The sequence below is a fragment of the Pseudomonas sp. MOIL14HWK12:I1 genome, from assembly GCF_000510705.1.
GTDB lineage: Bacteria > Pseudomonadota > Gammaproteobacteria > Pseudomonadales > Pseudomonadaceae > Chryseomonas > Chryseomonas oryzihabitans.
Genome location: NZ_AZNY01000006.1, coordinates 444,838 through 461,821, shown reverse-complemented (window position 1 = coordinate 461,821; position 16,984 = coordinate 444,838). Strand labels below are relative to the sequence as shown.

The 16,984-nt window shown below is 68.4% G+C and carries 19 protein-coding genes and 1 pseudogene; 7 read left to right on the top strand and 13 right to left on the bottom strand.

Annotated elements, in window-relative coordinates; genetic code table 11:
- Positions 1-4: 4 nt before the first annotated feature.
- Positions 5-637 (bottom strand): glutathione S-transferase family protein, encoded by a 633-nt coding sequence (locus PSEK12I1_RS0106160; protein WP_027600998.1) that lies wholly within the window; start codon positions 635-637, stop codon positions 5-7.
- A 127-nt stretch (positions 638-764) separates the two neighbouring features.
- Between PSEK12I1_RS0106160 and dbpA the strand changes: the two genes are divergently transcribed.
- Positions 765-2,138: an ATP-dependent RNA helicase DbpA gene (gene dbpA / locus PSEK12I1_RS0106155; RefSeq protein ID WP_007161026.1), complete on the top strand. Its 1,374-nt coding sequence runs from the start codon at positions 765-767 to the stop codon at positions 2,136-2,138.
- A 436-nt stretch (positions 2,139-2,574) separates the two neighbouring features.
- Here dbpA and PSEK12I1_RS0106150 read toward each other — a convergent pair whose 3' ends face one another.
- The 5 genes from PSEK12I1_RS0106150 to PSEK12I1_RS0106130 all read right to left on the bottom strand — a co-directional run bounded on the left by PSEK12I1_RS0106150 (position 2,575) and on the right by PSEK12I1_RS0106130 (position 6,108).
- Complete coding sequence (locus PSEK12I1_RS0106150; RefSeq protein WP_027600997.1) at positions 2,575-3,447, bottom strand: oxygenase MpaB family protein; 873 nt, start codon at positions 3,445-3,447, stop codon at positions 2,575-2,577.
- A 3-nt stretch (positions 3,448-3,450) separates the two neighbouring features.
- Positions 3,451-4,038 (bottom strand): NUDIX domain-containing protein, encoded by a 588-nt coding sequence (locus PSEK12I1_RS0106145; RefSeq protein ID WP_027599990.1) that lies wholly within the window; start codon positions 4,036-4,038, stop codon positions 3,451-3,453.
- Between the two features lie 115 nt (positions 4,039-4,153).
- Positions 4,154-4,795, bottom strand: a complete 642-nt coding sequence (locus PSEK12I1_RS0106140; protein WP_371099603.1) for a TIGR04211 family SH3 domain-containing protein — start codon at positions 4,793-4,795, stop codon at positions 4,154-4,156.
- A gap of 241 nt (positions 4,796-5,036) precedes the next feature.
- On the bottom strand, positions 5,037-5,249 hold the full coding sequence (locus PSEK12I1_RS0106135; protein WP_007161022.1) for a hypothetical protein: 213 nt from the start codon (positions 5,247-5,249) through the stop codon (positions 5,037-5,039).
- Between the two features lie 22 nt (positions 5,250-5,271).
- Entirely contained in the window at positions 5,272-6,108 is an 837-nt protein-coding gene (locus PSEK12I1_RS0106130; protein ID WP_231501045.1) for a CDP-diacylglycerol diphosphatase, read from the bottom strand.
- Here PSEK12I1_RS0106130 and PSEK12I1_RS24265 point away from each other — a divergent pair.
- Positions 6,107-6,373, top strand: a complete 267-nt coding sequence (locus PSEK12I1_RS24265; protein WP_027599993.1) for a DksA/TraR family C4-type zinc finger protein — start codon at positions 6,107-6,109, stop codon at positions 6,371-6,373. The genes PSEK12I1_RS0106130 and PSEK12I1_RS24265 overlap by 2 nt on opposite strands.
- A 68-nt stretch (positions 6,374-6,441) precedes the next feature.
- Here the strand turns inward: PSEK12I1_RS24265 and PSEK12I1_RS0106120 are convergent, their stop codons facing one another.
- Positions 6,442-7,146, bottom strand: coding sequence for a glutathione S-transferase N-terminal domain-containing protein (locus tag PSEK12I1_RS0106120; protein WP_027600995.1), 705 nt, complete (start codon positions 7,144-7,146; stop codon positions 6,442-6,444).
- A gap of 141 nt (positions 7,147-7,287) precedes the next feature.
- Between PSEK12I1_RS0106120 and PSEK12I1_RS0106115 the strand changes: the two genes are divergently transcribed.
- Together PSEK12I1_RS0106115 and PSEK12I1_RS0106110 are read left to right on the top strand one after the other, a co-directional pair.
- Positions 7,288-8,037, top strand: a complete 750-nt coding sequence (locus PSEK12I1_RS0106115; RefSeq protein WP_027600994.1) for an alpha/beta fold hydrolase — start codon at positions 7,288-7,290, stop codon at positions 8,035-8,037.
- 3 nt (positions 8,038-8,040) lie between these two features.
- The gene (locus PSEK12I1_RS0106110) at positions 8,041-9,087 is read left to right on the top strand and encodes a metal-dependent hydrolase (RefSeq protein WP_027600993.1); all 1,047 of its coding nucleotides are present in this window, start codon (positions 8,041-8,043) and stop codon (positions 9,085-9,087) included.
- 86 nt (positions 9,088-9,173) lie between these two features.
- Here PSEK12I1_RS0106110 and PSEK12I1_RS25230 read toward each other — a convergent pair.
- Positions 9,174-9,281, bottom strand: a pseudogene (locus PSEK12I1_RS25230) (hypothetical protein); the annotation flags it as partial.
- A 168-nt stretch (positions 9,282-9,449) separates the two neighbouring features.
- On the opposite strand from PSEK12I1_RS25230, the gene PSEK12I1_RS0106105 reads away from it, so the two are divergent.
- Positions 9,450-10,895 carry a PLP-dependent aminotransferase family protein gene (locus PSEK12I1_RS0106105; RefSeq protein WP_177323741.1) on the top strand — a complete coding sequence of 482 codons (1,446 nt, stop codon included), beginning with the start codon at positions 9,450-9,452 and terminating at the stop codon, positions 10,893-10,895.
- Here the strand turns inward: PSEK12I1_RS0106105 and PSEK12I1_RS25090 are convergent.
- Positions 10,892-12,610, bottom strand: a complete 1,719-nt coding sequence (locus PSEK12I1_RS25090; protein WP_027600991.1) for a diguanylate cyclase — start codon at positions 12,608-12,610, stop codon at positions 10,892-10,894. The two genes, PSEK12I1_RS0106105 and PSEK12I1_RS25090, sit on opposite strands and share 4 nt — an antisense overlap.
- 246 nt (positions 12,611-12,856) lie before the next feature.
- Between PSEK12I1_RS25090 and PSEK12I1_RS0106095 the strand changes: the two genes are divergently transcribed.
- Entirely contained in the window at positions 12,857-13,366 is a 510-nt protein-coding gene (locus PSEK12I1_RS0106095; protein ID WP_027600990.1) for a nucleoside 2-deoxyribosyltransferase, read from the top strand.
- A 128-nt stretch (positions 13,367-13,494) separates the two neighbouring features.
- On the opposite strand, the gene PSEK12I1_RS0106090 is transcribed toward PSEK12I1_RS0106095, so the two are convergent.
- On the bottom strand, positions 13,495-14,196 hold the full coding sequence (locus PSEK12I1_RS0106090; RefSeq protein WP_027600989.1) for a glutathione S-transferase family protein: 702 nt from the start codon (positions 14,194-14,196) through the stop codon (positions 13,495-13,497).
- Positions 14,197-14,339: 143 nt separating this feature from the next.
- Positions 14,340-15,254, bottom strand: coding sequence for a LysR family transcriptional regulator (locus PSEK12I1_RS0106085; protein ID WP_027600988.1), 915 nt, complete (start codon positions 15,252-15,254; stop codon positions 14,340-14,342).
- Between the two features lie 86 nt (positions 15,255-15,340).
- On the opposite strand from PSEK12I1_RS0106085, the gene PSEK12I1_RS0106080 reads away from it, so the two are divergent.
- Complete coding sequence (locus tag PSEK12I1_RS0106080; protein ID WP_027600987.1) at positions 15,341-16,123, top strand: NAD(P)H-dependent oxidoreductase; 783 nt, start codon at positions 15,341-15,343, stop codon at positions 16,121-16,123.
- Between the two features lie 272 nt (positions 16,124-16,395).
- Here the strand turns inward: PSEK12I1_RS0106080 and PSEK12I1_RS0106075 are convergent, their stop codons facing one another.
- Together PSEK12I1_RS0106075 and PSEK12I1_RS0106070 are read right to left on the bottom strand one after the other, a co-directional pair.
- Complete coding sequence (locus PSEK12I1_RS0106075; RefSeq protein WP_027600986.1) at positions 16,396-16,695, bottom strand: DUF2845 domain-containing protein; 300 nt, start codon at positions 16,693-16,695, stop codon at positions 16,396-16,398.
- Positions 16,692-16,976 carry a DUF2845 domain-containing protein gene (locus PSEK12I1_RS0106070; protein ID WP_007161012.1) on the bottom strand — a complete coding sequence of 95 codons (285 nt, stop codon included), beginning with the start codon at positions 16,974-16,976 and terminating at the stop codon, positions 16,692-16,694. The genes PSEK12I1_RS0106075 and PSEK12I1_RS0106070 overlap by 4 nt, the downstream gene beginning before the upstream one ends.
- Between the last annotated feature and the right edge of the window lie 8 nt (positions 16,977-16,984).

Genomic DNA, 16,984 nt, shown 5'->3' with positions numbered 1-16,984 from the left:
CGGCTCAGTTGAGCGTGGCGAGCTCGGCGTCGTCGAGTTCGCGAGCGCGTACCGCCGCCGGGCGGGACACCAGCCCGGCGACATAGCGCTCGAAGTGGGGGCGCTTCTCGATGGTGCCGAAGGCCATGCCCCAGGCGAGATGGGCACCGACATAGACGTCGGCGGCGGTGAAGCGGTCGTCCACCAGGTATTCACCGGGGGCCAGGGCGGCGTCGAGGGTGTCGAGCACCTCGGCCAGACTGCCATAGCCCACCGCGCCGCGCTTTTGCGGGTCTTCGGGCAGGACGACGCCCAGCGCCTGGTTGGTGGTGGCCGCCTCCAGCGGACCGGCGGCAAAGAACAGCCAGCGGTAGTAGGCACCGCGCGCCGGATCGCTCAGCGGTGGGGCGAGCCCCGCAGCGGGAAAGGCGTCGGCGAGATAGGCGCAGATGGCGGCGGTCTCGGTCACCACGGCGGCGCCATGGCGCAGCGCCGGCACCTTGCCCATGGGGTTGATGGCGCGATAGGCCGGGGATTTCATCGCCGGCCCGTAGTCGACCCGTTGCACCTCGTAGGGTTGTCCGAGCTCCTCCAGCAGCCAGCGCACGATGCGTCCGCGCGACATGGGGTGGGTGTAGAGCACAGGCCGGTCGAACATGGTGAAGCTTCCTTGAGTTGTCGTACCCCTTAGCATAGGTAGGCCCTCATCCAGCGTCCATTCGCAGGAGAGCCGGTACCCTTCTGCTAAACTGGTAAACCTTTACCAGCCGTTTCACAGGACTCCCGTGCCCTCATCCTTCGATTCCCTGCCGCTGGCCGAGGCCATGCAGGCCAATCTGGCCGAACTCGGCTACCTGAGCATGACGCCCATCCAGGCGGCCAGCCTGCCCATCATCCTCAAGGGCCAGGACCTCATCGCCCAGGCCAAGACCGGTTCGGGCAAGACGGCCGCCTTTGGCATCGGCTTGCTGACGGGACTCAATCCGCGCTATTTCGGCTGTCAGGCGCTGGTGCTCTGTCCGACCCGCGAACTGGCGGACCAGGTGGCCCGCGAACTGCGTCGCCTGGCGCGCACCACGCCCAACATGAAGATCCTGACCCTCTGTGGCGGCATGCCGCTAGGGCCGCAGATCGCTTCCCTGGAGCATGGCGCCCAGGTGATCGTCGGCACCCCGGGGCGGGTGCAGGAGCACCTGCGCAAGGGCACCCTGGTGCTGGACGGCCTCAACGTCGCGGTGCTCGACGAAGCCGATCGCATGCTCGACATGGGCTTCATCGACGCCATCGCCGACATCCTCAGCCAGACGCCGGCACGGCGGCAGACGCTGCTGTTCTCGGCGACCTATCCGGAAGGCATCGAGCGCCTGGCCCAGGACTATCTGCGGGCGCCGCTGCGCATCAGCGTCGAGAGTCAGCACAGCGAGACGCAGATCCGCCAGCGCTTCTACGAGATCGCCGCCCAGGATCGCTTGGCCGCCGTGGTGCGCCTGCTCCGGCACCATCGCCCGGCCAGCGCCGTGGCCTTCTGCCAGACCCGCCAGCAATGCCAGGAGGTGGTCGAGGCGCTGCATGCCCAGCGCATCTCCGCGGCCGCCCTGCATGGCGATCTGGAGCAGCGCGAGCGCGACCAGGTGCTGGCGATGTTCGCCAACCGCAGTCTCTGCGTGCTGGTGGCCACCGACGTGGCGGCCCGCGGCATCGACGTCGCCGGCCTGGAGGCCGTGATCAACGTGGAGCTGTCCCGCGATCCGGCGGTGCACGTGCACCGCATCGGTCGCAGCGGTCGGGCGGGTGAGCAGGGCCTGGCGCTGTCGCTGGTGGCGCCGGCCGAGGCCAGTCGCGCCCAGGCCATCGAGGTGCAGCAGGGCTCGCCGCTGGACTGGCAGCCCCTCGGCGCCCTGCGTGACACCCCGGAGCCGCTGGTACCGGCCATGCACACCCTGGCCCTGGCGGCCGGCAAGAAGGACAAGCTGCGCCCCGGCGACATCCTCGGCGCCCTGACCGGCGACGCCGGCCTGCCCGGCGCCAAGATCGGCAAGATCACCCTGTTCGACAACCAGGCCTATGTCGCCGTGGAGCGCGATATTGCCCGCCAGGCGTTGCAGCGGTTGAGCGAGGGCAAGATCAAGGGGCGGTCGATCAAGGTGCGGATGCTGTAGGGCGGATTTGACTACGGGCATTGTGGCTCTGACGACCCGCGCCTGACGGTATTGGCTTTATCGCGGCCATGGGCCGCTCCTACAGGTATCAAACCGATCTGTAGGAGCAGTCGCTACGGCGCACCGGCACGGCCGCGATCAGCGATAGGCCTGTCTCAGGTGTGTGGTAGCGCCGTAGCGTGGAAAACGGCGCAGCCTTTTCCACTGGGACTGCGTCGCGAGGCGCGCCCTCGCCCCGACCCTCTCCCAAGGGGAGAGGGGGCTATCCAAGCAGCGCCGTAGCGTGGAAAACGGCGCAGCCTTTTCCACTGGGGCTTCGTCTCGAGGGGCGCCCTCACCCCAGCCCTCTCCCAGGGGGAGAGGGGGTCGCTTGAGTGCCTTGACGTACCTCGGGCTGTTGGGCTTCGACGATGGAGCCGTCCCGACCCCACCTGCCTCAGCCCTCGATCCCCATCCGCCGTCTGGCGCGATGCGAGGAGCCGTTGCGCACGGCCCAGCGCAGCACCGGGGCGGTGGCGCCTATGCCCGTGCGAATCAGCTGCCGTTGCAGCGGACCCTGGTGGAAACCCAGCTCCGCGCTAGCCCAGTCGGGCAAGAGGTCGATGCCGGCCCGCATCATCAAGGCGCCGAAGGGCTTGGCCAGGGCGCTGGGCGCGGGCGCCTGCAACAGCACTCGGCAGACCTCGCGGCTGCGTTCGTCGCACACCAGCTGCGGGCGGATCGCCTGGTAGTAGGCGGCTATCTCCGACCGGGAGCGGGGCACGTCGGTCGCGCCCAGGCGTTCGGCGACCAGAGCGATTTCGGCGTAGTAGCGATCCTGTTCGGTGCCCGGCAGTCGGGGATCGAAATAGCGCAGATAGGCCGCCAGGAAGTGACTGACCTCGGCCACATGGACCCAGGTCAGCAGCGCCGGGTCTTCGGCGCTGTAGGGGCGGCCGTCGGCGGCCTGGCCCCGGATATGCCGGTGGATGGCCTTGACCCGGGCGATCAGTCGCTCGGCATCGCCGCGGCTGCCAAAGGTGGTGGCGGCGATGAACTGACCGGTACGCCGCAGGCGGCCGAGCATGTCTTCGCGAAATTTCGAATGGTCCCAGACCCCGGCCAGGGCCAGCGGGTGCAGGGTCTGCATGAGCAGGGCGGCGATGCCACCGATCAGCATGCAGGTGAAGTCGCTGTGCACCCGCCAGGGCACGCTGCCAGGCCCGAACAACCCAGGGTCGCCCGGTGGTTGCTCGTAGTCGACCTCGCCCAGGGCCAGTCCGGTAAGGCTCATCACCTGCTGTTCGATACGGCTGCGGATCCGCTCCATGGACTAGCGCGGCAGCAGGTAGAGCGCCGCGTACTGCAGCAGCATGATGGTCTTGCCATCCAGCAGCCTGCCGTCGCGGGCCATGGCCAGGGCCTCGTCGAAGGGCAGTTCCAGCAGCTCGATGTCCTCGCCTTCCTCGTGCAGTCCACCGCCGTCGGCGATGCGCTGGTCGGCGCGGTATTCACCGGCGAAGAAGTGCAACAACTCGGTCACCGAGCCGGGACTCATGAAAGCGTCGAACAGGTGCTGGACGTTGTCCAGGCGATAGCCGGTCTCTTCCTCGACCTCGGCCTTGATGCGCGCTTCGGGGGCGGCCGCGTCGAGCAGGCCGGCGGGGGTCTCCACCAGCAGGCCGTCGTCCAGGCCGTTGCCCAGGGTCGGCAGGCGGAACTGGCGGATCAACAGCACGGTGCGCCGCTCGCGGTCGTACAGCAGGATGGTGGCGCCGTTGCCGCGGTCGTAGGTCTCGCGGGTCTGGCGTTGCCAGCTGCCGTCACGGCGCAGGTAGTCGAAGGTGGTCTTCTTCAGCAGGCCCCAGTCGGCGGAAAGGGTCTCGACCTGCTGGATGCGAATGCGGGAGGTGTCGGGCATGGGGGCTCGTCTGGACAGGAGGCGTCGGGCCACGGTAGCAGAAGCGCTGCCTTTCTGAGGCATGCCCCGTGACCCCGGGTTCCGCCCAGCCGCGAGAAGGGCTGGCCCCCGACGTCTAGAACCAGCGGTCGTTCTTCTTGCGACCCCGGGTCATGGACGGCAGGATCAGGCCGGCCAGCAGGCCGGCGCCGGCGATGCTGCCGCCATAGACCATGTACTGCATCAGCGCCTGCTTGTTCTCGTTGCCGAGCTTGGCCTGGGTGCTGCGCAGTTCGGACTGGGCCTGGGTGAGCTGGGCGTCGAGGTCCTTGCGGCGGCTCTCCAGTTCGTCGATCTGCTTCTTGCGCGAATCCAGGGTCTCCTGCATCCCTTGGACGCGATTCTTCCAGCTGTCGTCGATGGTCTTGAGCTGGCCGCTCAATTCGGCCACCTGCTGTTCCAGCTGTGGCAGGCGCTCGGCCTGGCCGGGCTTGGCCTGCAGATCGGCATTGGGAATCCAGACGGTGCTGCCGCCTTCGCCGCGCACCTGGCTGTAGTCGCCCTGGGTGCTGATCAGCTCGACCTTCTGCCCGGACTTGAGGGTGCCGACGATGCGATAGCCATCGGTGGGACCACTGCGGACATAGGTGGTCAGGCTGTCGCTGACCCAGCGGGCAGTGCCTTCCTGGGCCACGGCGGTGCCGGCCAGGGAAGCGAGGGAGGCAGCCAGGCAGAGGCCGAGATGCGGTAGGCGGGACAGCAGGCGAGTTGGGGACATGGGCATGATCGGGTCTGTATGCATGAGCTGAAAAGATGAAGGCCGTGATGAACAAGCCGGATTATTGTGGGGCAGTACCCTAGCAAGCCGCCGCGATCTATCCGCCAACCCGTAGCGCCCTCTGTTCGAGACGGTGAAGCAGTTCAAGCTTTGGCGGCGGAAAGCGACGGTCAGTGTCATCTTGCCGCCATGCGGTAGGCGGTAAAAGCGGCAAAGCCGTTCAGGATCTTGCAGCGGCGGTTCAGAGCCGATGGAGCAGATCCAGACTCAGGGCCGCGAGCGCGCCCAGGCCGGCGCAGCCGAAGGCCAGTGCCTTGCCCCACCAGCGTTTCCAGGCGATCGCGCCGGCCACCATGCCCACCCCGCAGAGCAACAGGCCGGACTTGAGATAGAAGTCGGACCAGGCGAGCAGCTGATCGATGAAGTCGAAGAGGTCTTGGAATTCCTGCGGCATGGGGCCTCCTGGCGCGCTGGCGCTATTGAGTCGCCGGGGCCGCGGTCGTTCCCTGGCAGTCCGCCGCCAGCAACCGTTCCGCCGAACCCTGGTCGCCCGGCTGGCTGCCCGCGCGACCGGCCAGCAGCAGGAACTGGCGGCTGGCGTCCCGGCTCGGCAAGGCCACCACCGCCAGTGACAGCCGTGGATCCGGCAGCGGATAGGGCGGCCGGTTGGCCAGGGCCTGGAAGAAATCCGCGGCCAGCAACTGGGTTTCGCTTAACCGCCGCGCCTGATAAAGACTGCCCGCCAGCGCCTTTGGCAGCGCGCGCCAGTGTTCGTCCAGAGCGGGCGCCAGCGGCAGGAGCTGCGCGCGCACTTCGGGCCGCAGACAGGCCAGGTGCACATGCAGCTGATCCTGGCTGCGCCCGCTGGGGGCATTGAGGGCCAGGGCGATCCGCTCGTCCGCCACCGGCGCCCGGCCCCAGGCGCTCAGGTACCAGCGCTGGCGCCAGGCCAGACCGAACCAGTTGGGTTGGCCGGGCTGCCACAGCGCCGGACTTTCCAACCCGCGCAAGGATCGCAGCGGTACGAGGATGAAATGCTGTCGCTCACCCGGCGCGCGCAGCACGGCGAAGCCGGGATCCGCCACCACCTGGCGACAGGGCGCCGCCAGACCGGTGAGCCGGGCATTGGGCAGGCAGAGCCCGGTCGTGACCTGGCGCAGCAGGTCGCGGCTGGCACAGCCCGTCAGCGCCATGCCCAGCATCAGCAGCGACAGCAGACGCCGCCACGACGAGCGGCCGCCGGTCGGCAGCGAACAACTGCGCGCGCGGCGCTTCCAATGGCTATCAGGGCAACGCACTGGGAGATCAGTCATGGCCAATGGTTGGGCCGGAGACGGCGCGGTTCAGGAACAGATCGACAGCACGGTGGACGATGCAGTGCAGCGCGCCCGTAGCCGTCTGCATCGGGGCGCGAGCCTCACCCATTGCGAAGAATGCGGCGACGCCATCCCCGAAGCACGCCGCCAGGTGGTACCGGGCGTGCGCCTGTGCATCCGCTGCCAATCCGAGCAGGACGCCGAAGACCAGCGCGCCGGCGGCTACAACCGGCGGGCGAGCAAGGACAGTCAGTTGCGCTAGGGCCGAGCGCGTGAACGCCGGGCCGATTTCCAGCCACTGGCGCAGCCCCAGCTCGACGTCGCCCGGCATCAGGGCGCTGCCGGGATCTGCAGGCCGCGTTGCACCGCCGGGCGGGCGAGGAAGGCGTCGAGGGCGCGACGCACCTCGGGGAAGTCCTGAAAGCCGACCAGGTCGGCCACCTGGTAGACCTCCAGCAGGGCGCGGATCCAGGGGAAGGTAGCGATGTCGACGAGGCTGTAGTCCTCGCCCAGGATCCAGGCGCGGCCCTTGAGCTGGCCATCCAGCACGCCGAGCAGGCGCCGGGCTTCGGCTACATAACGCTCGCGGGGACGGGGGTCCTCGATGTCCTTGCCGGCGAATTTGGTGAAGAAGCCGAGCTGGCCGAACATGGGGCCGATGCCGCCCATCTGGAACATCAGCCACTGGATGGCCTGGTAGCGCCGCGCCGGATCCTCCGGCAGCAGGCGCCCGGTCTTTTCCGCGAGATAGAGCAGGATGGCGCCGGATTCGAACAGCCCCAGGGGTTCGCCGCCAGGGCCGTCGGGGTCGAGGAGGGCGGGGATCTTGTTGTTGGGGCTCAGGGAGAGGAATTCCGCGGTGTGCTGGTCGTCCTTGCCGAAGTCGATGCGATGCACCTCGTAGGGCAGGCCGAGTTCTTCCAGCAGGATGGCGACCTTGACGCCGTTGGGCGTGGGCAGCGAATAGAGTTGCAGGCGCTCGGGATGCCGGGCGGGCCAGCGGTGGGTGATGGGAAAGCGCGACAGATCGGCCATGGTGGACTCCTGGCAAGGGGGCGGTTCTGGTGAGACCGGCCGGCGCGGCCCGGGTTGCCAGGGCTCGAGCGAAGCGGAACTTAGCGCGATGCCCACCTCTCCATCTGAGGAGTGCCTTCAGCCCCGCACCGAGGATTTCCCATGCTTCCCCACAGCCAGCAGGGCAGCGGTTCGCCCACCTTCGTGCTCATGCACTTTCTCGGTGGCTCGCACCGCACCTGGTTTCCCACCGCCCCCTACCTGGATGGCGAACACCGCTGCGTGGCGCTCAATACGCCGGGCTTTGGCGATGCCGCCGCGGTCGAGGGCTACAGCGTGGCCGAGATGGCCGATCAGGTGGATGCCAGCATCCGCGCCCTGGGTCTTACGCGTTGCATCCTGGTCGGCCATTCGATGACCGGCAAGGTGGCCGTGGTGCTGGCGGCGCGGCGACCGGACTATCTGGTCGGGCTGATCCTGGTAGCGCCTTCGCCGCCCGGACCGCAGCCCATGAGCGAGGCGGATCGCGATGCCCAGCGCGCCTATGGCAAGAGCCGGGCGGAAGCCGAGGCCTTCGTCGACGAAGCCAGCGCCCACCGCCTGCCCGATGCCATCCGCGAGGTGGTGATCGCCGATGCCCAGCGGCTGAATCTGCAGGCCTGGCGCGCCTGGGTCGATCACGGCAGTCGCGAGGACTGGAGCGAGCGGATCGACACCCTGGACTATCCGGTGCTGCTGGTCTGCGGCGCCGACGACCAGCAGGTGCCGGGGCCGGACGAGCAGCGCCGCACCACCCTGGCGGCCTTTCCCAACAGCCGCCTGGAGGTCATTCCCGGCGCCGGCCACCTGATGCCGCTGCAGACGCCCCAGGCCCTGGCGCGACTGATGCTCGACTTCGCCCGGGAGCTCTGACCGGTGGATTCGCTGACCCAGGCCGTGCTCGGCGCCACCGTCCAGACCGCGCTCCTGGGTCGCTGGCAGGGGCGGCGCGCCATCCTCTATGGCGCCGCCCTGGCCACCCTGCCGGATCTCGATGTGGTCATCGACTACGGCGATGCGGTCAAGGAAATGACCTATCACCGCGGCTTTAGCCATTCGCTGTTCGTGCTGACCGGACTGGCGCTGTTGCTGACGGGGATCTGCGGTCGCTGGCGCGATCCCGGTTACAGCCAGGGACGCCTGTTCCTGACGCTCTGGCTGGTGCTGGTCACCCATCCCTTGCTGGATGCCTTCACCACCTATGGGACCCAGTTGTTCTGGCCGCTGCCGACGACCCCGGTGGCCTGGTCCAGCGTCTTCATCATCGATCCGCTCTATACCCTGCCGCTGCTGGCGGCGGTGCTGGCCGGGCTGCTGATCGGCCCGCGCGGACGCTCGCCGCGGCTGGCCGTGGCGGCGCTGGCGTTGTCCACCGTCTATCTGGGCTGGACCCTGGTGGCCAAGTACGCCGCCGAGCGCCAGGTGCGCCAAGTACTGGCGGCCCAGGGGCAGGCGGATGCCCGCCTGTTCAGCGCGCCGCTGCCGTTCACCAGCCTGCTCTGGCGGGTCATGGTGGATGACGGACCCGAGCGCTACCGGGAGACCTGGGTGGGACTGTTCGACGATCGCCCACCCGCCTTGATCCCGCTGCCACGGGGTGGCGAACTGGCGCCGATCCTCGCCGATTCGCCGGCCGAGCAGCGGCTGCGCTGGTTCACCGATGACTGGCTGCGTTACGACCGCCTGGGCAACGACCTGGTGGTGACCGATCTGCGCCTGGGCGCCACCGGCTACCACAGTTTTCGTTTCGTCCTGGCTCAGCGGGAGGCGAGCGGTTGGCGACTGGTCGCCGAGCCGTCGTTGTGGCCGCGCGAGCGAGGGGGCCGCGAACAGCTGGCGGTGGTCTGGCGCAGACTCTGGCATCCGGAGCTGCCATCGCCAGTGGCGGACTGGGCCGCGCGACTGTCGCGCCTGCCGGACTGACGCCAGGCCTCCAGCAGCAGTCGCCACCAGGGGCGCCGGGCCTCGCGCAGGGCGGTATGGCGGTCCAGGCCGACATCGGCCAGTTCCCGGTCGGTAAGCTCCGGCAGGACGCGGCGGGTGGTCAGCTGGCGCTGGAACAGCAGCCAGCAACCGCTGGCGCGCGTCTGGTCGTGAAGGCTGGGGTCTCTGGGCATGGCGTCTCTCCTGGGCTGTCTCCATGCTCCGCCGCCAGCCGCTTCAGGGGCAGATCCAGGCCGATGGGTTGTCCGCCATACAGCTGCCTTACAGCGCTCAGCTGTATGGTGCACGGCGTGGCCATCTGTATGGCGCGCGATGCCTGTCTGCGCCGCTATAGTCCGGGCATGAATCGCTATCAGCTGTTGGCCGATGCCCTCGGCCGCCGTATCGAGCAGGGCCTCTACCGACCGGGCGAACGCCTGCCGTCGGTGCGCGCCCTGGCCCAGGAGCACGGGGTCAGTCTGGCCACGGTGCAGCAGGCCTATCGGCTGCTGGAAGACCGCGGCCTAGTGGAGCCCCGGCCCAAGTCCGGCTATTTCGTCCGCCTGGAGCGACGCGCCATCGAATTGCCGCGGGTGACCCGGCCGGCGCGCTGGCCGGTGGAGGTCTCTGGCTGGGAACCGGTGCGGGAGCTGATGACCTCCACCCCGGATTCGGTGCGGGTGCAACTCGGCCGCGGCCTGCCGGATACCGAGGCGCCAACCCTGGCCCCCTTGCTCGCCGGCATGGCACGCCTGGCGCGGCGGCCGGGCAATGCCGGGCTGTCCTACGACAGCATCCAGGGCGTGGCGGCGCTGCGCGAACAGGTGGCGCGGCTGCAACTGGACGCCGGCTGCGTGCTCACCGCCGATGACATCGTCATCACCAGCGGCGCCCACGAGGCGCTGGCCGTCGCCCTGCGCGCCACCTGCCAGGAGGGCGACATCGTCGCGGTGGATTCGCCGACCTTTCACGGGGTGATGCAGACCCTCAAGGGCCAGGGGCTCAAGGCGCTGGAGATCCCTACCGATCCGCGCACCGGCATCAGCCTGCCGGCGCTGGAGCTGGCCCTGGAGCAGTGGCCGGTGCGGGCCATCCAGCTCACCCCCAGCTGCAACAACCCCCTGGGCTACTGCATGCCCGAGGCGAACAAGCGCCAGCTGGTGGCGTTGGCGCGCAAGCATGACCTGGCGGTGATCGAGGACGATGTCTACGGCGACCTGCTCTACAGCTATCCCCGGGGCCGGGCGCTCAAGGCCTTCGACGAAGACGACCGGGTGGTGCTCTGCAGTTCCTTTTCCAAGACCCTGGCGCCGGGTCTGAGGGTCGGCTGGGTGGCGCCCGGGCGCTATGCCGAGCGCATCCTGCACCTCAAGTACATAGGCACCGGTTGCACCGCACCCCAGCCGCAACTGGCCATCGCCGAATTCATCGCCGCCGGTCACTACACCGTGCACGTCCGGCGCATGCGCGCCCAGTACCAGCGCAATCGCGACCTGATGAGCGCCTGGGTGCAGCGCTACTTTCCCGCCGGTACCCGCGTCAGCCAGCCCCAGGGCAGCTTCCTGCTATGGGTCGAGTTGCCCGAGGCCTGCGACAGCCATCGACTCAATCGCGAGTTGCTCGCCCAGAGCGTGCAGATCGCCTGCGGCAGCATCTTTTCCGCCTCGGGCAAGTACCGTAACTGTCTGCGCCTGAACTATGCCCAGGCCCAGCGTCCAGGGATCGAGGAGGGCGTGCGGCGCGTGGGCGAAGCCGCCTGCCGACTGCTCGACGAGGCGCTGCCGCGGTCGCTGGCGACGCTGGCTTAGCCGAGTTCGGCGATCTCGCTGCAATTGCGCCCGCGATGCTTGGCCCGGTAGAGGGCGGCATCGGCTTGCGCCAGCAAGCGAACCGGGACGCCTTCCGCCAGGCGCGGCGTCACCGCCACGCCAAAGCTGGCAGTGACCGGCAGCGCCTCGGTCGGACCGACGGCGAAGGGCGTCGCGGCGATGCCCTGGCGCAGGCGCTCGGCCAGTGCCAGGGCGTCGGCCGGTTGGGCCACGTCGGCGAGCACGGCGAATTCCTCGCCACCGATCCGGGCAATGCGATCGCCAGGGCGCAAGAGTTCGCGGCAGCGCTGCGCCAGTTGTTGCAGCAGCAGATCGCCGGCGGCATGGCCGTAGGTGTCGTTGATGCGCTTGAAGTGATCGACATCGAAGGCGATCGCCGCCAACTGCCCGGGCGTGCTGGTCACCCCCTGCGCCAGTTCGCGTTCGAAGGCGCGGCGATTGGCCAGGCCGGTGAGGTAGTCGGTCTCCGCGCGGATGCCCAGTTCGGCGATCAGGGCGTCACGCTCCTGGCGGAGTCGGTCGGCCTGCAGCAGTTCGTCCTCCAACTGGGCGAAGGCGGCGAACAGGGTGCGCGGATCGTCTTCGGCCACCGTCCCCAGCGGTCGGGCGCGCCGGCTGAGGCTGAGCAGCCGCTGGGTATTGGCCAGCAGCGGCGTCAGCAGGCGCTGCTTGAGCAGCAGCAGGCCGGTGCCCAGCGCCAGCAGGATGCCCACCGCCGCGGCGATGGTCAGCAGCAGCCGCAGCTGGGCCTCGCGGGCCAGGGCGTCGGCTTCCTCGCGGGCCAGGCTCAGGGCTTCGTCGCGCAACTCCAGGATGCTGACCATGGTCGGGACATAGCCCCGGGCGAAGCTGGCCGCACTGGGCGCCGTGCCGGTCGCCAGGGCGGCGAGGGTCTGGTGGTACCAGTCCAGGCCTTCGCCCAGGTAGCGCTCCTGCACCTGCACGAAACGATCGCGTTCGGGGCGACCGGGGGCCAGATTGAGATTGCTGCGCAGGAGGTCCATCAGCTGGTTGATGCGGCCCTGGGTCTGCAGCAACTGGACCTGTTCCGCGCCGCTGGGCAGGCGCTGCGCCTGCAGTGCGGGGGTCAGCAGCGAGCCCAGGCGTCCGGCGGTGTCGCGCAGGCGCGCGGCCAGCTTGGCATTGACCAGGTAGATGGCCACGGCCGGGCTGCGCTGGATGAGGTCGTGCAGGGTGAGGTCGGCGGTGATGAAGTTGCTGTCGAGGGCGCGGAACATGCCCTGGACCAGGGTGGCGATGTCCTGGGGCGCGGGATCGTCGGGCGTGGCCCAGAGGCGCTGGTCGACCCGGGCACGCGCCTGCAGCAGCGCCTGATAGCCGTTTGCCGCCTGCTCGGCGGTCACGCTGCATTGCTGGCAGTCCTGCAGCAGGTCTTGCAGACGAGCGAAGCGCTGATCGCTCAGGGCTCGGGCGCGCGCCAGCTCACGGCTATCGCCACCACGACCGCCGAGCAGGGCATTGGTCGGGCCACGCTCGGCGGAGACGGCTTCCACCAGCCGCAGCGCCTCTGCGTAGACCGGCAACTGATCCCGGGTCAGGCGCATGCCTGTCGAATTCTCATGGGCCTGCCGCACGAGCAGGGCCATGCCGCAGGCAGTGGCGAGCGAGGTCACCACCAGCAAGGCATTGATCAGTCGATTGAGGTGAACGGTCAGCAGAAAACGGCCAGACATCAGGCGACACCGAAGCGAGCATGCCCAGGAGGCGAGCCGATTCCGGACAGCGGGGGAGTCAGGCTCTCAAGGTGCGCCGATCTTAAAAGGTCTAGCTTTCAAAACGTATACAAGCGGGGGCGGGCGGATTGGTTATTGCGTAAACGGTCGTGCCGGGAGCACGAGTGGCATGGCGATCACGAAACCTTGTCAGGCAGACGAGGTAGTACCCACCCTCTACACTGGCGCTTTTCGCGAGGTCCTGCCATGCCACCCCGTATCTATCTTGCCGGCCCCGAGGTCTTTCGTCCCGACGCCGTCGCCCAGGGCGAGGCGCTCAAGGCACTGTGCGCCCGTCACGGCTGCACGGGCCTGTTTCCACTGGACAATGCCATTCCCCCGGAGCTGACGGAGCCGGGGGCGCAGGCCGCCTGGATCTATCGGGCGAATCTGGCGCTGATCAGGCAGGCGGATGGCGTCCTGGCCAGCCTGAACTTCTTTCGCGGCGCCGAGCCTGACAGCGGCACCTGTTTCGAGGTGGGCTACGCCGTCGCCCTGGGCAAGCCGGTGGTCGGCCATGTGCCGGAGGCGGGCAGCCTGGCCGAGCGGATTCGCGCCCGCCATCCCGAGTGGGTGGGCAAGGGGCTACTGGACCGTGACGGCTGGACGCTGGAGGAATTCGGCCTACCGCTCAATCTGATGCTGGCGGTGCCAGCCAGCATCGTCGTCGGGGGCCCGGAGGAGGCCCTGGCGGTATTGCGCGAGCGGCTGGGCTAGCCGAGCGGGGGCGTGCAGCCCTCTCCCAGAGGGGAGAGGGCTGGTTGGCGGTCAGGACAGTGGAAAAGGCTGCGCCGTTTTCCACGCTACGGGGCCTTGAGCCGGGGAGGAGCGCGGTTGCAGCGGAGTCAGCCGTGCGCCAGGGCCGCCAGTTCGTCCAGTCCGCTGTGGCCATCGGCATAGGCCGTACGGAAGCTGTCGCGCTGCTGCCAGCGCGCCCAGAAGGCCGCTAGGTGCTCGAAGCGCTCGTCCAGCGGCGTCTGGTTGGTGGGGAACTTGGAAAAGGCGATGGCGGTGCACAGGGTGATGTCGGCGAAGGTCGGCGCTGCGCCGCCCAGCAGCCATTCGCGCCCGTCGGCCAAGTGCCGATCCACCAGCGCGGCGTGCATCAGGGCTTCCTTGCGGCAATGCTCGCCCCATTGCGGGTTATGGGTCAGCTCGAGCTTGTGGCCGAGGCCTTCGTGCTGCACATGGAACATGGTCACGATGCGATAGAGCACATGGACGAAGATGCGGTCGTTCCACATGGCGTCCTGGCCCTGCTCCAGCGGCGTTTCGCCCATGACCTTGCGCCCGGGATGGCTGTTGTCCAGATAGCGGGCGATGGCCGCGCTCTCGGCCAGGTAGCCGCCTTCGGCCAGTTCCAGGGTCGGGGTCTCGCCCCAGGGATTGCGCTTGAGGTGCTGCCACTGGCGTTGCTCGCCTTCGGGCGCCATCTTCAGGATGACCTCCTCGAACTGATCGGCGATGCCCTTTTCATGGATGAACAGCCGCAGCCGTTGCGGGTTGGGGAAGGCGGACGGCGAGGTGAAGAGGCGTAGCTTGGCCATGGCGGGCTCCGGAAGGGACAGTGACGCAACATGCGACTGCGGGCGGTCGTGCCGCGTTCGTCTGAGGTGACCAAGAATGCCGGGCCAGGGCGGGGGAGCAACAGCCAACTCGCTGTATGCCCTTCATGCAAAGAGTCGATTGGTCAGGCCGGCGTTTGGCTCACGAGGCTGGCGACGATCCGTTCGCGCAGCCAGGCATGGGCGGGATCGCGGTGCAGGCGTTCGGGCCAGAGCAGCAGCATGTCGAAGCCCGGGATGGCCAGGGGTGACGGCTGGACCTGCAGGCCGGGATGATTCAGGGCGATCTGGGCGGGCAGCAGGGCCACCAGATCGCTGACCAGCAGGACACTGGCCAGGGTGGCGAAGTGGGGCACCGACAGCACCACCCGCCGCGCGCGGCCCTGTTCCGCCAGCAACCGATCGGTGACGCTGGCGAAGCCGCCGCCGCTCGGCGAGACCAGCGCCTGATCCAGTTGGCAGAAGGTGTCCAGGGACACAGGTTGCTGCAGGGCCGGATGGCCGCGCCGGCTCGCCAGCAGATAGTGTTCGGTGAACAGCAGGCGCTGGCGCAGACCCGCTGCGGCGGTATCGGCCACATCCAGCGCCAGGTCCAGGTGATCCCCCTCCAGCTGTTCGGCGAGCAACGCTGGCTTCTTGTCCAGCAGCGCCAGGCGGATACCGGGCGCCTGCTGACGCAGGTCAGCCAGCAGCGGGGTGAGCAGGGTGGTTGCACTATGGTCGCTGGCGGCGATGCGCCAGGTTCGCTCGGCGCGGGCCGGTTCGAAGGGGGCGGCCGGTGCAAGGGCGTCTTCCAGCGCGGCCAGTGCCTGGCGCAACGGCTCGCGCAGGGACTCGGCACGCGCCGTGGGGCGCATGCCGCGGGGACCCGGCAAGAGCAGGGGATCTTCGAGCACCTGGCGCAGTCGGCCGAGTTGCAGGCTGACGGTGGGCTGCGCCAGGTTGAGCCGGCGTGCGGCGCGGGTCACGTTGAGTTCGGCGAGCAAGGCGTCGAGGGTGACCAGCAGATTGAGGTCGAGGCGCCTTAAGCTATTGTGCATGGCAATGGCTGCTGTTTCGGCAATTCATTTTCAGCATAGCGCGACCGCTTCTAGTCTAGGCACCTCTTTCTCACGAGGTGATCACCATGAAGGTCCTGCTGGTCTACGCCCATCCCGAACCCCGGTCGCTCAACGGCGCGCTGCGCGACTTCGCCGTGGCCCATCTGCAGGCGGCCGGCCATGAGGTCCAGGTCTCCGATCTCTATGCCATGGGTTGGAAGGCCACCCTGGATGCCGCGGACGCCCCGCACCTGGCATCCGGCGAGCGTTTCGATGCGGTCCTCGATTCCCAGCGCGCCTATGCCAGTGGTGGACAACCGGCGGATATCGCCGCCGAGCAGGCCAAGCTGCTATGGGCCGATGTGCTGATCCTGCAATTTCCGCTGTGGTGGTTTTCCCTGCCGGCCATCCTCAAGGGCTGGGTGGAGCGGGTCTATGCCTGTGGCTTCGCCTATGGGGTGGGCGAGCACAGCGATAGCCACTGGGGCGATCGCTACGGCGAAGGCACCCTGGCCGGCAAGCGCGCCATGCTGGTGGTGACCTGTGGCGGCTGGGAATCACACTACAGCGCGCGTGGGATCAACGGGGGCCTGGATGACATCCTCTTTCCCATCCAGCACGGCATCCTCTTCTATCCCGGTTTCAGCGTGCTGCCGCCGTTTCCGGTCTATCGCACGAGCAAGGTCGACGCGGTCGCCTTCGAGCGGCTGTGCCAGGCCTATGGGGCACGGCTGGATGGGCTGGCCACGGACACACCCCTGGCGTTCCGGCGGCAGAATGGCGGGGACTACGAGATTCCGGCGCTGACCCTGAAGCCTGACCTGGCGCCGGGGCGGACGGGGTTGGGGGTTCATCTGCGGGAGGAGTGAGGGTTGGCGCGGCCTGGTTTCCGTGGCTCGGGGCTCAACGGCGGGGCTGGGCCTGGGGTGGTGTCGGGCTTCGCTACGCTCAACCCAACCTACGATGCTTCCCTCACCCCAGCCCTCTCCCAAGGGGAGAGGGGGCGGTTACATGCAGTGCATGGACTGCAGCGAAGTTGGCCTGGTCGAGACAGTGGAAAACGCTACGCGGTTTTCCACGCTACGAGCTGTAGGGTGGATGACGGCGCAGCCTCGTCCACGCGAATCTCACAAGGCAAGCCTCAGTTGGCTCTCTTGCTGTCCACCTGATCCAGACGGCCGCCGCGGAAGGTGAGGAAGTACAGCATGCCGTTCCAGGGGCCGTAGGCCCATTCCTCGACGAATTCCACCTGGCGATAGCCGTAGCCATCGGTGACCTGGCGTTCGCCCAGCGGCGTGACGCTCAGCGAATCGCCGCACTTGCCGCGGACCTCGTGGGTGGTGGAGCCGGTGGAGACCAGGGCGCTGCCGCAGCGCAGCGACGCGGCCTGACTGGTGCCGGTGGCGAGCAGGAGCAGCAACAGCAGGGGGCGCAGGTTCATTGGCGCTGGAACTCGATGCGAGAGAGGCGATTGGCTTCGAAGGTGAGGATGTAGTTGGCGCCGTTCTTCGGGCCGTACACCCATTCTTCGATCACCGCCTCGCGGCGTTCGTTGCGGCCCAGTTCGTAGCCCACCAGGTCGCGATGGGCGGGTTCGCCGCATTTCTGCAGCACTTCGAAGGCGCGATCACCCCGGCTGACCAGGGCGTTGCCGCACCTCATGGAATCGGCGGCGGCGCCGGTGGCGACCAGCAGGGTGAAGGCGGCGAGCAGGCAACGCATGAGGGTCT

Bases quoted from the DNA above. Each gene is read 5' to 3' on its own strand.
- PSEK12I1_RS0106160 (WP_027600998.1), bottom strand. From the start codon at position 637: ATGTTCGACCGGCCTGTGCTCTACACCCACCCCATGTCGCGCGGACGC.
- PSEK12I1_RS0106150 (WP_027600997.1), bottom strand. From the start codon at position 3,447: ATGGAGCGGATCCGCAGCCGTATCGAACAGCAGGTGATGAGCCTTACC.
- PSEK12I1_RS0106145 (WP_027599990.1), bottom strand. From the start codon at position 4,038: ATGCCCGACACCTCCCGCATTCGCATCCAGCAGGTCGAGACCCTTTCC.
- PSEK12I1_RS0106140 (WP_371099603.1), bottom strand. From the start codon at position 4,795: ATGTCCCCAACTCGCCTGCTGTCCCGCCTACCGCATCTCGGCCTCTGC.
- PSEK12I1_RS0106135 (WP_007161022.1), bottom strand. From the start codon at position 5,249: ATGCCGCAGGAATTCCAAGACCTCTTCGACTTCATCGATCAGCTGCTC.
- PSEK12I1_RS24265 (WP_027599993.1), top strand. From the start codon at position 6,107: ATGGCCAATGGTTGGGCCGGAGACGGCGCGGTTCAGGAACAGATCGAC.
- PSEK12I1_RS0106130 (WP_231501045.1), bottom strand. From the start codon at position 6,108: ATGACTGATCTCCCAGTGCGTTGCCCTGATAGCCATTGGAAGCGCCGC.
- PSEK12I1_RS0106120 (WP_027600995.1), bottom strand. From the start codon at position 7,146: ATGGCCGATCTGTCGCGCTTTCCCATCACCCACCGCTGGCCCGCCCGG.
- PSEK12I1_RS0106115 (WP_027600994.1), top strand. From the start codon at position 7,288: ATGCTTCCCCACAGCCAGCAGGGCAGCGGTTCGCCCACCTTCGTGCTC.
- PSEK12I1_RS0106105 (WP_177323741.1), top strand. From the start codon at position 9,450: ATGAATCGCTATCAGCTGTTGGCCGATGCCCTCGGCCGCCGTATCGAG.
- PSEK12I1_RS25090 (WP_027600991.1), bottom strand. From the start codon at position 12,610: ATGTCTGGCCGTTTTCTGCTGACCGTTCACCTCAATCGACTGATCAAT.
- PSEK12I1_RS0106095 (WP_027600990.1), top strand. From the start codon at position 12,857: ATGCCACCCCGTATCTATCTTGCCGGCCCCGAGGTCTTTCGTCCCGAC.
- PSEK12I1_RS0106090 (WP_027600989.1), bottom strand. From the start codon at position 14,196: ATGGCCAAGCTACGCCTCTTCACCTCGCCGTCCGCCTTCCCCAACCCG.
- PSEK12I1_RS0106085 (WP_027600988.1), bottom strand. From the start codon at position 15,254: ATGCACAATAGCTTAAGGCGCCTCGACCTCAATCTGCTGGTCACCCTC.
- PSEK12I1_RS0106080 (WP_027600987.1), top strand. From the start codon at position 15,341: ATGAAGGTCCTGCTGGTCTACGCCCATCCCGAACCCCGGTCGCTCAAC.
- PSEK12I1_RS0106075 (WP_027600986.1), bottom strand. From the start codon at position 16,695: ATGAACCTGCGCCCCCTGCTGTTGCTGCTCCTGCTCGCCACCGGCACC.
- PSEK12I1_RS0106070 (WP_007161012.1), bottom strand. From the start codon at position 16,976: ATGCGTTGCCTGCTCGCCGCCTTCACCCTGCTGGTCGCCACCGGCGCC.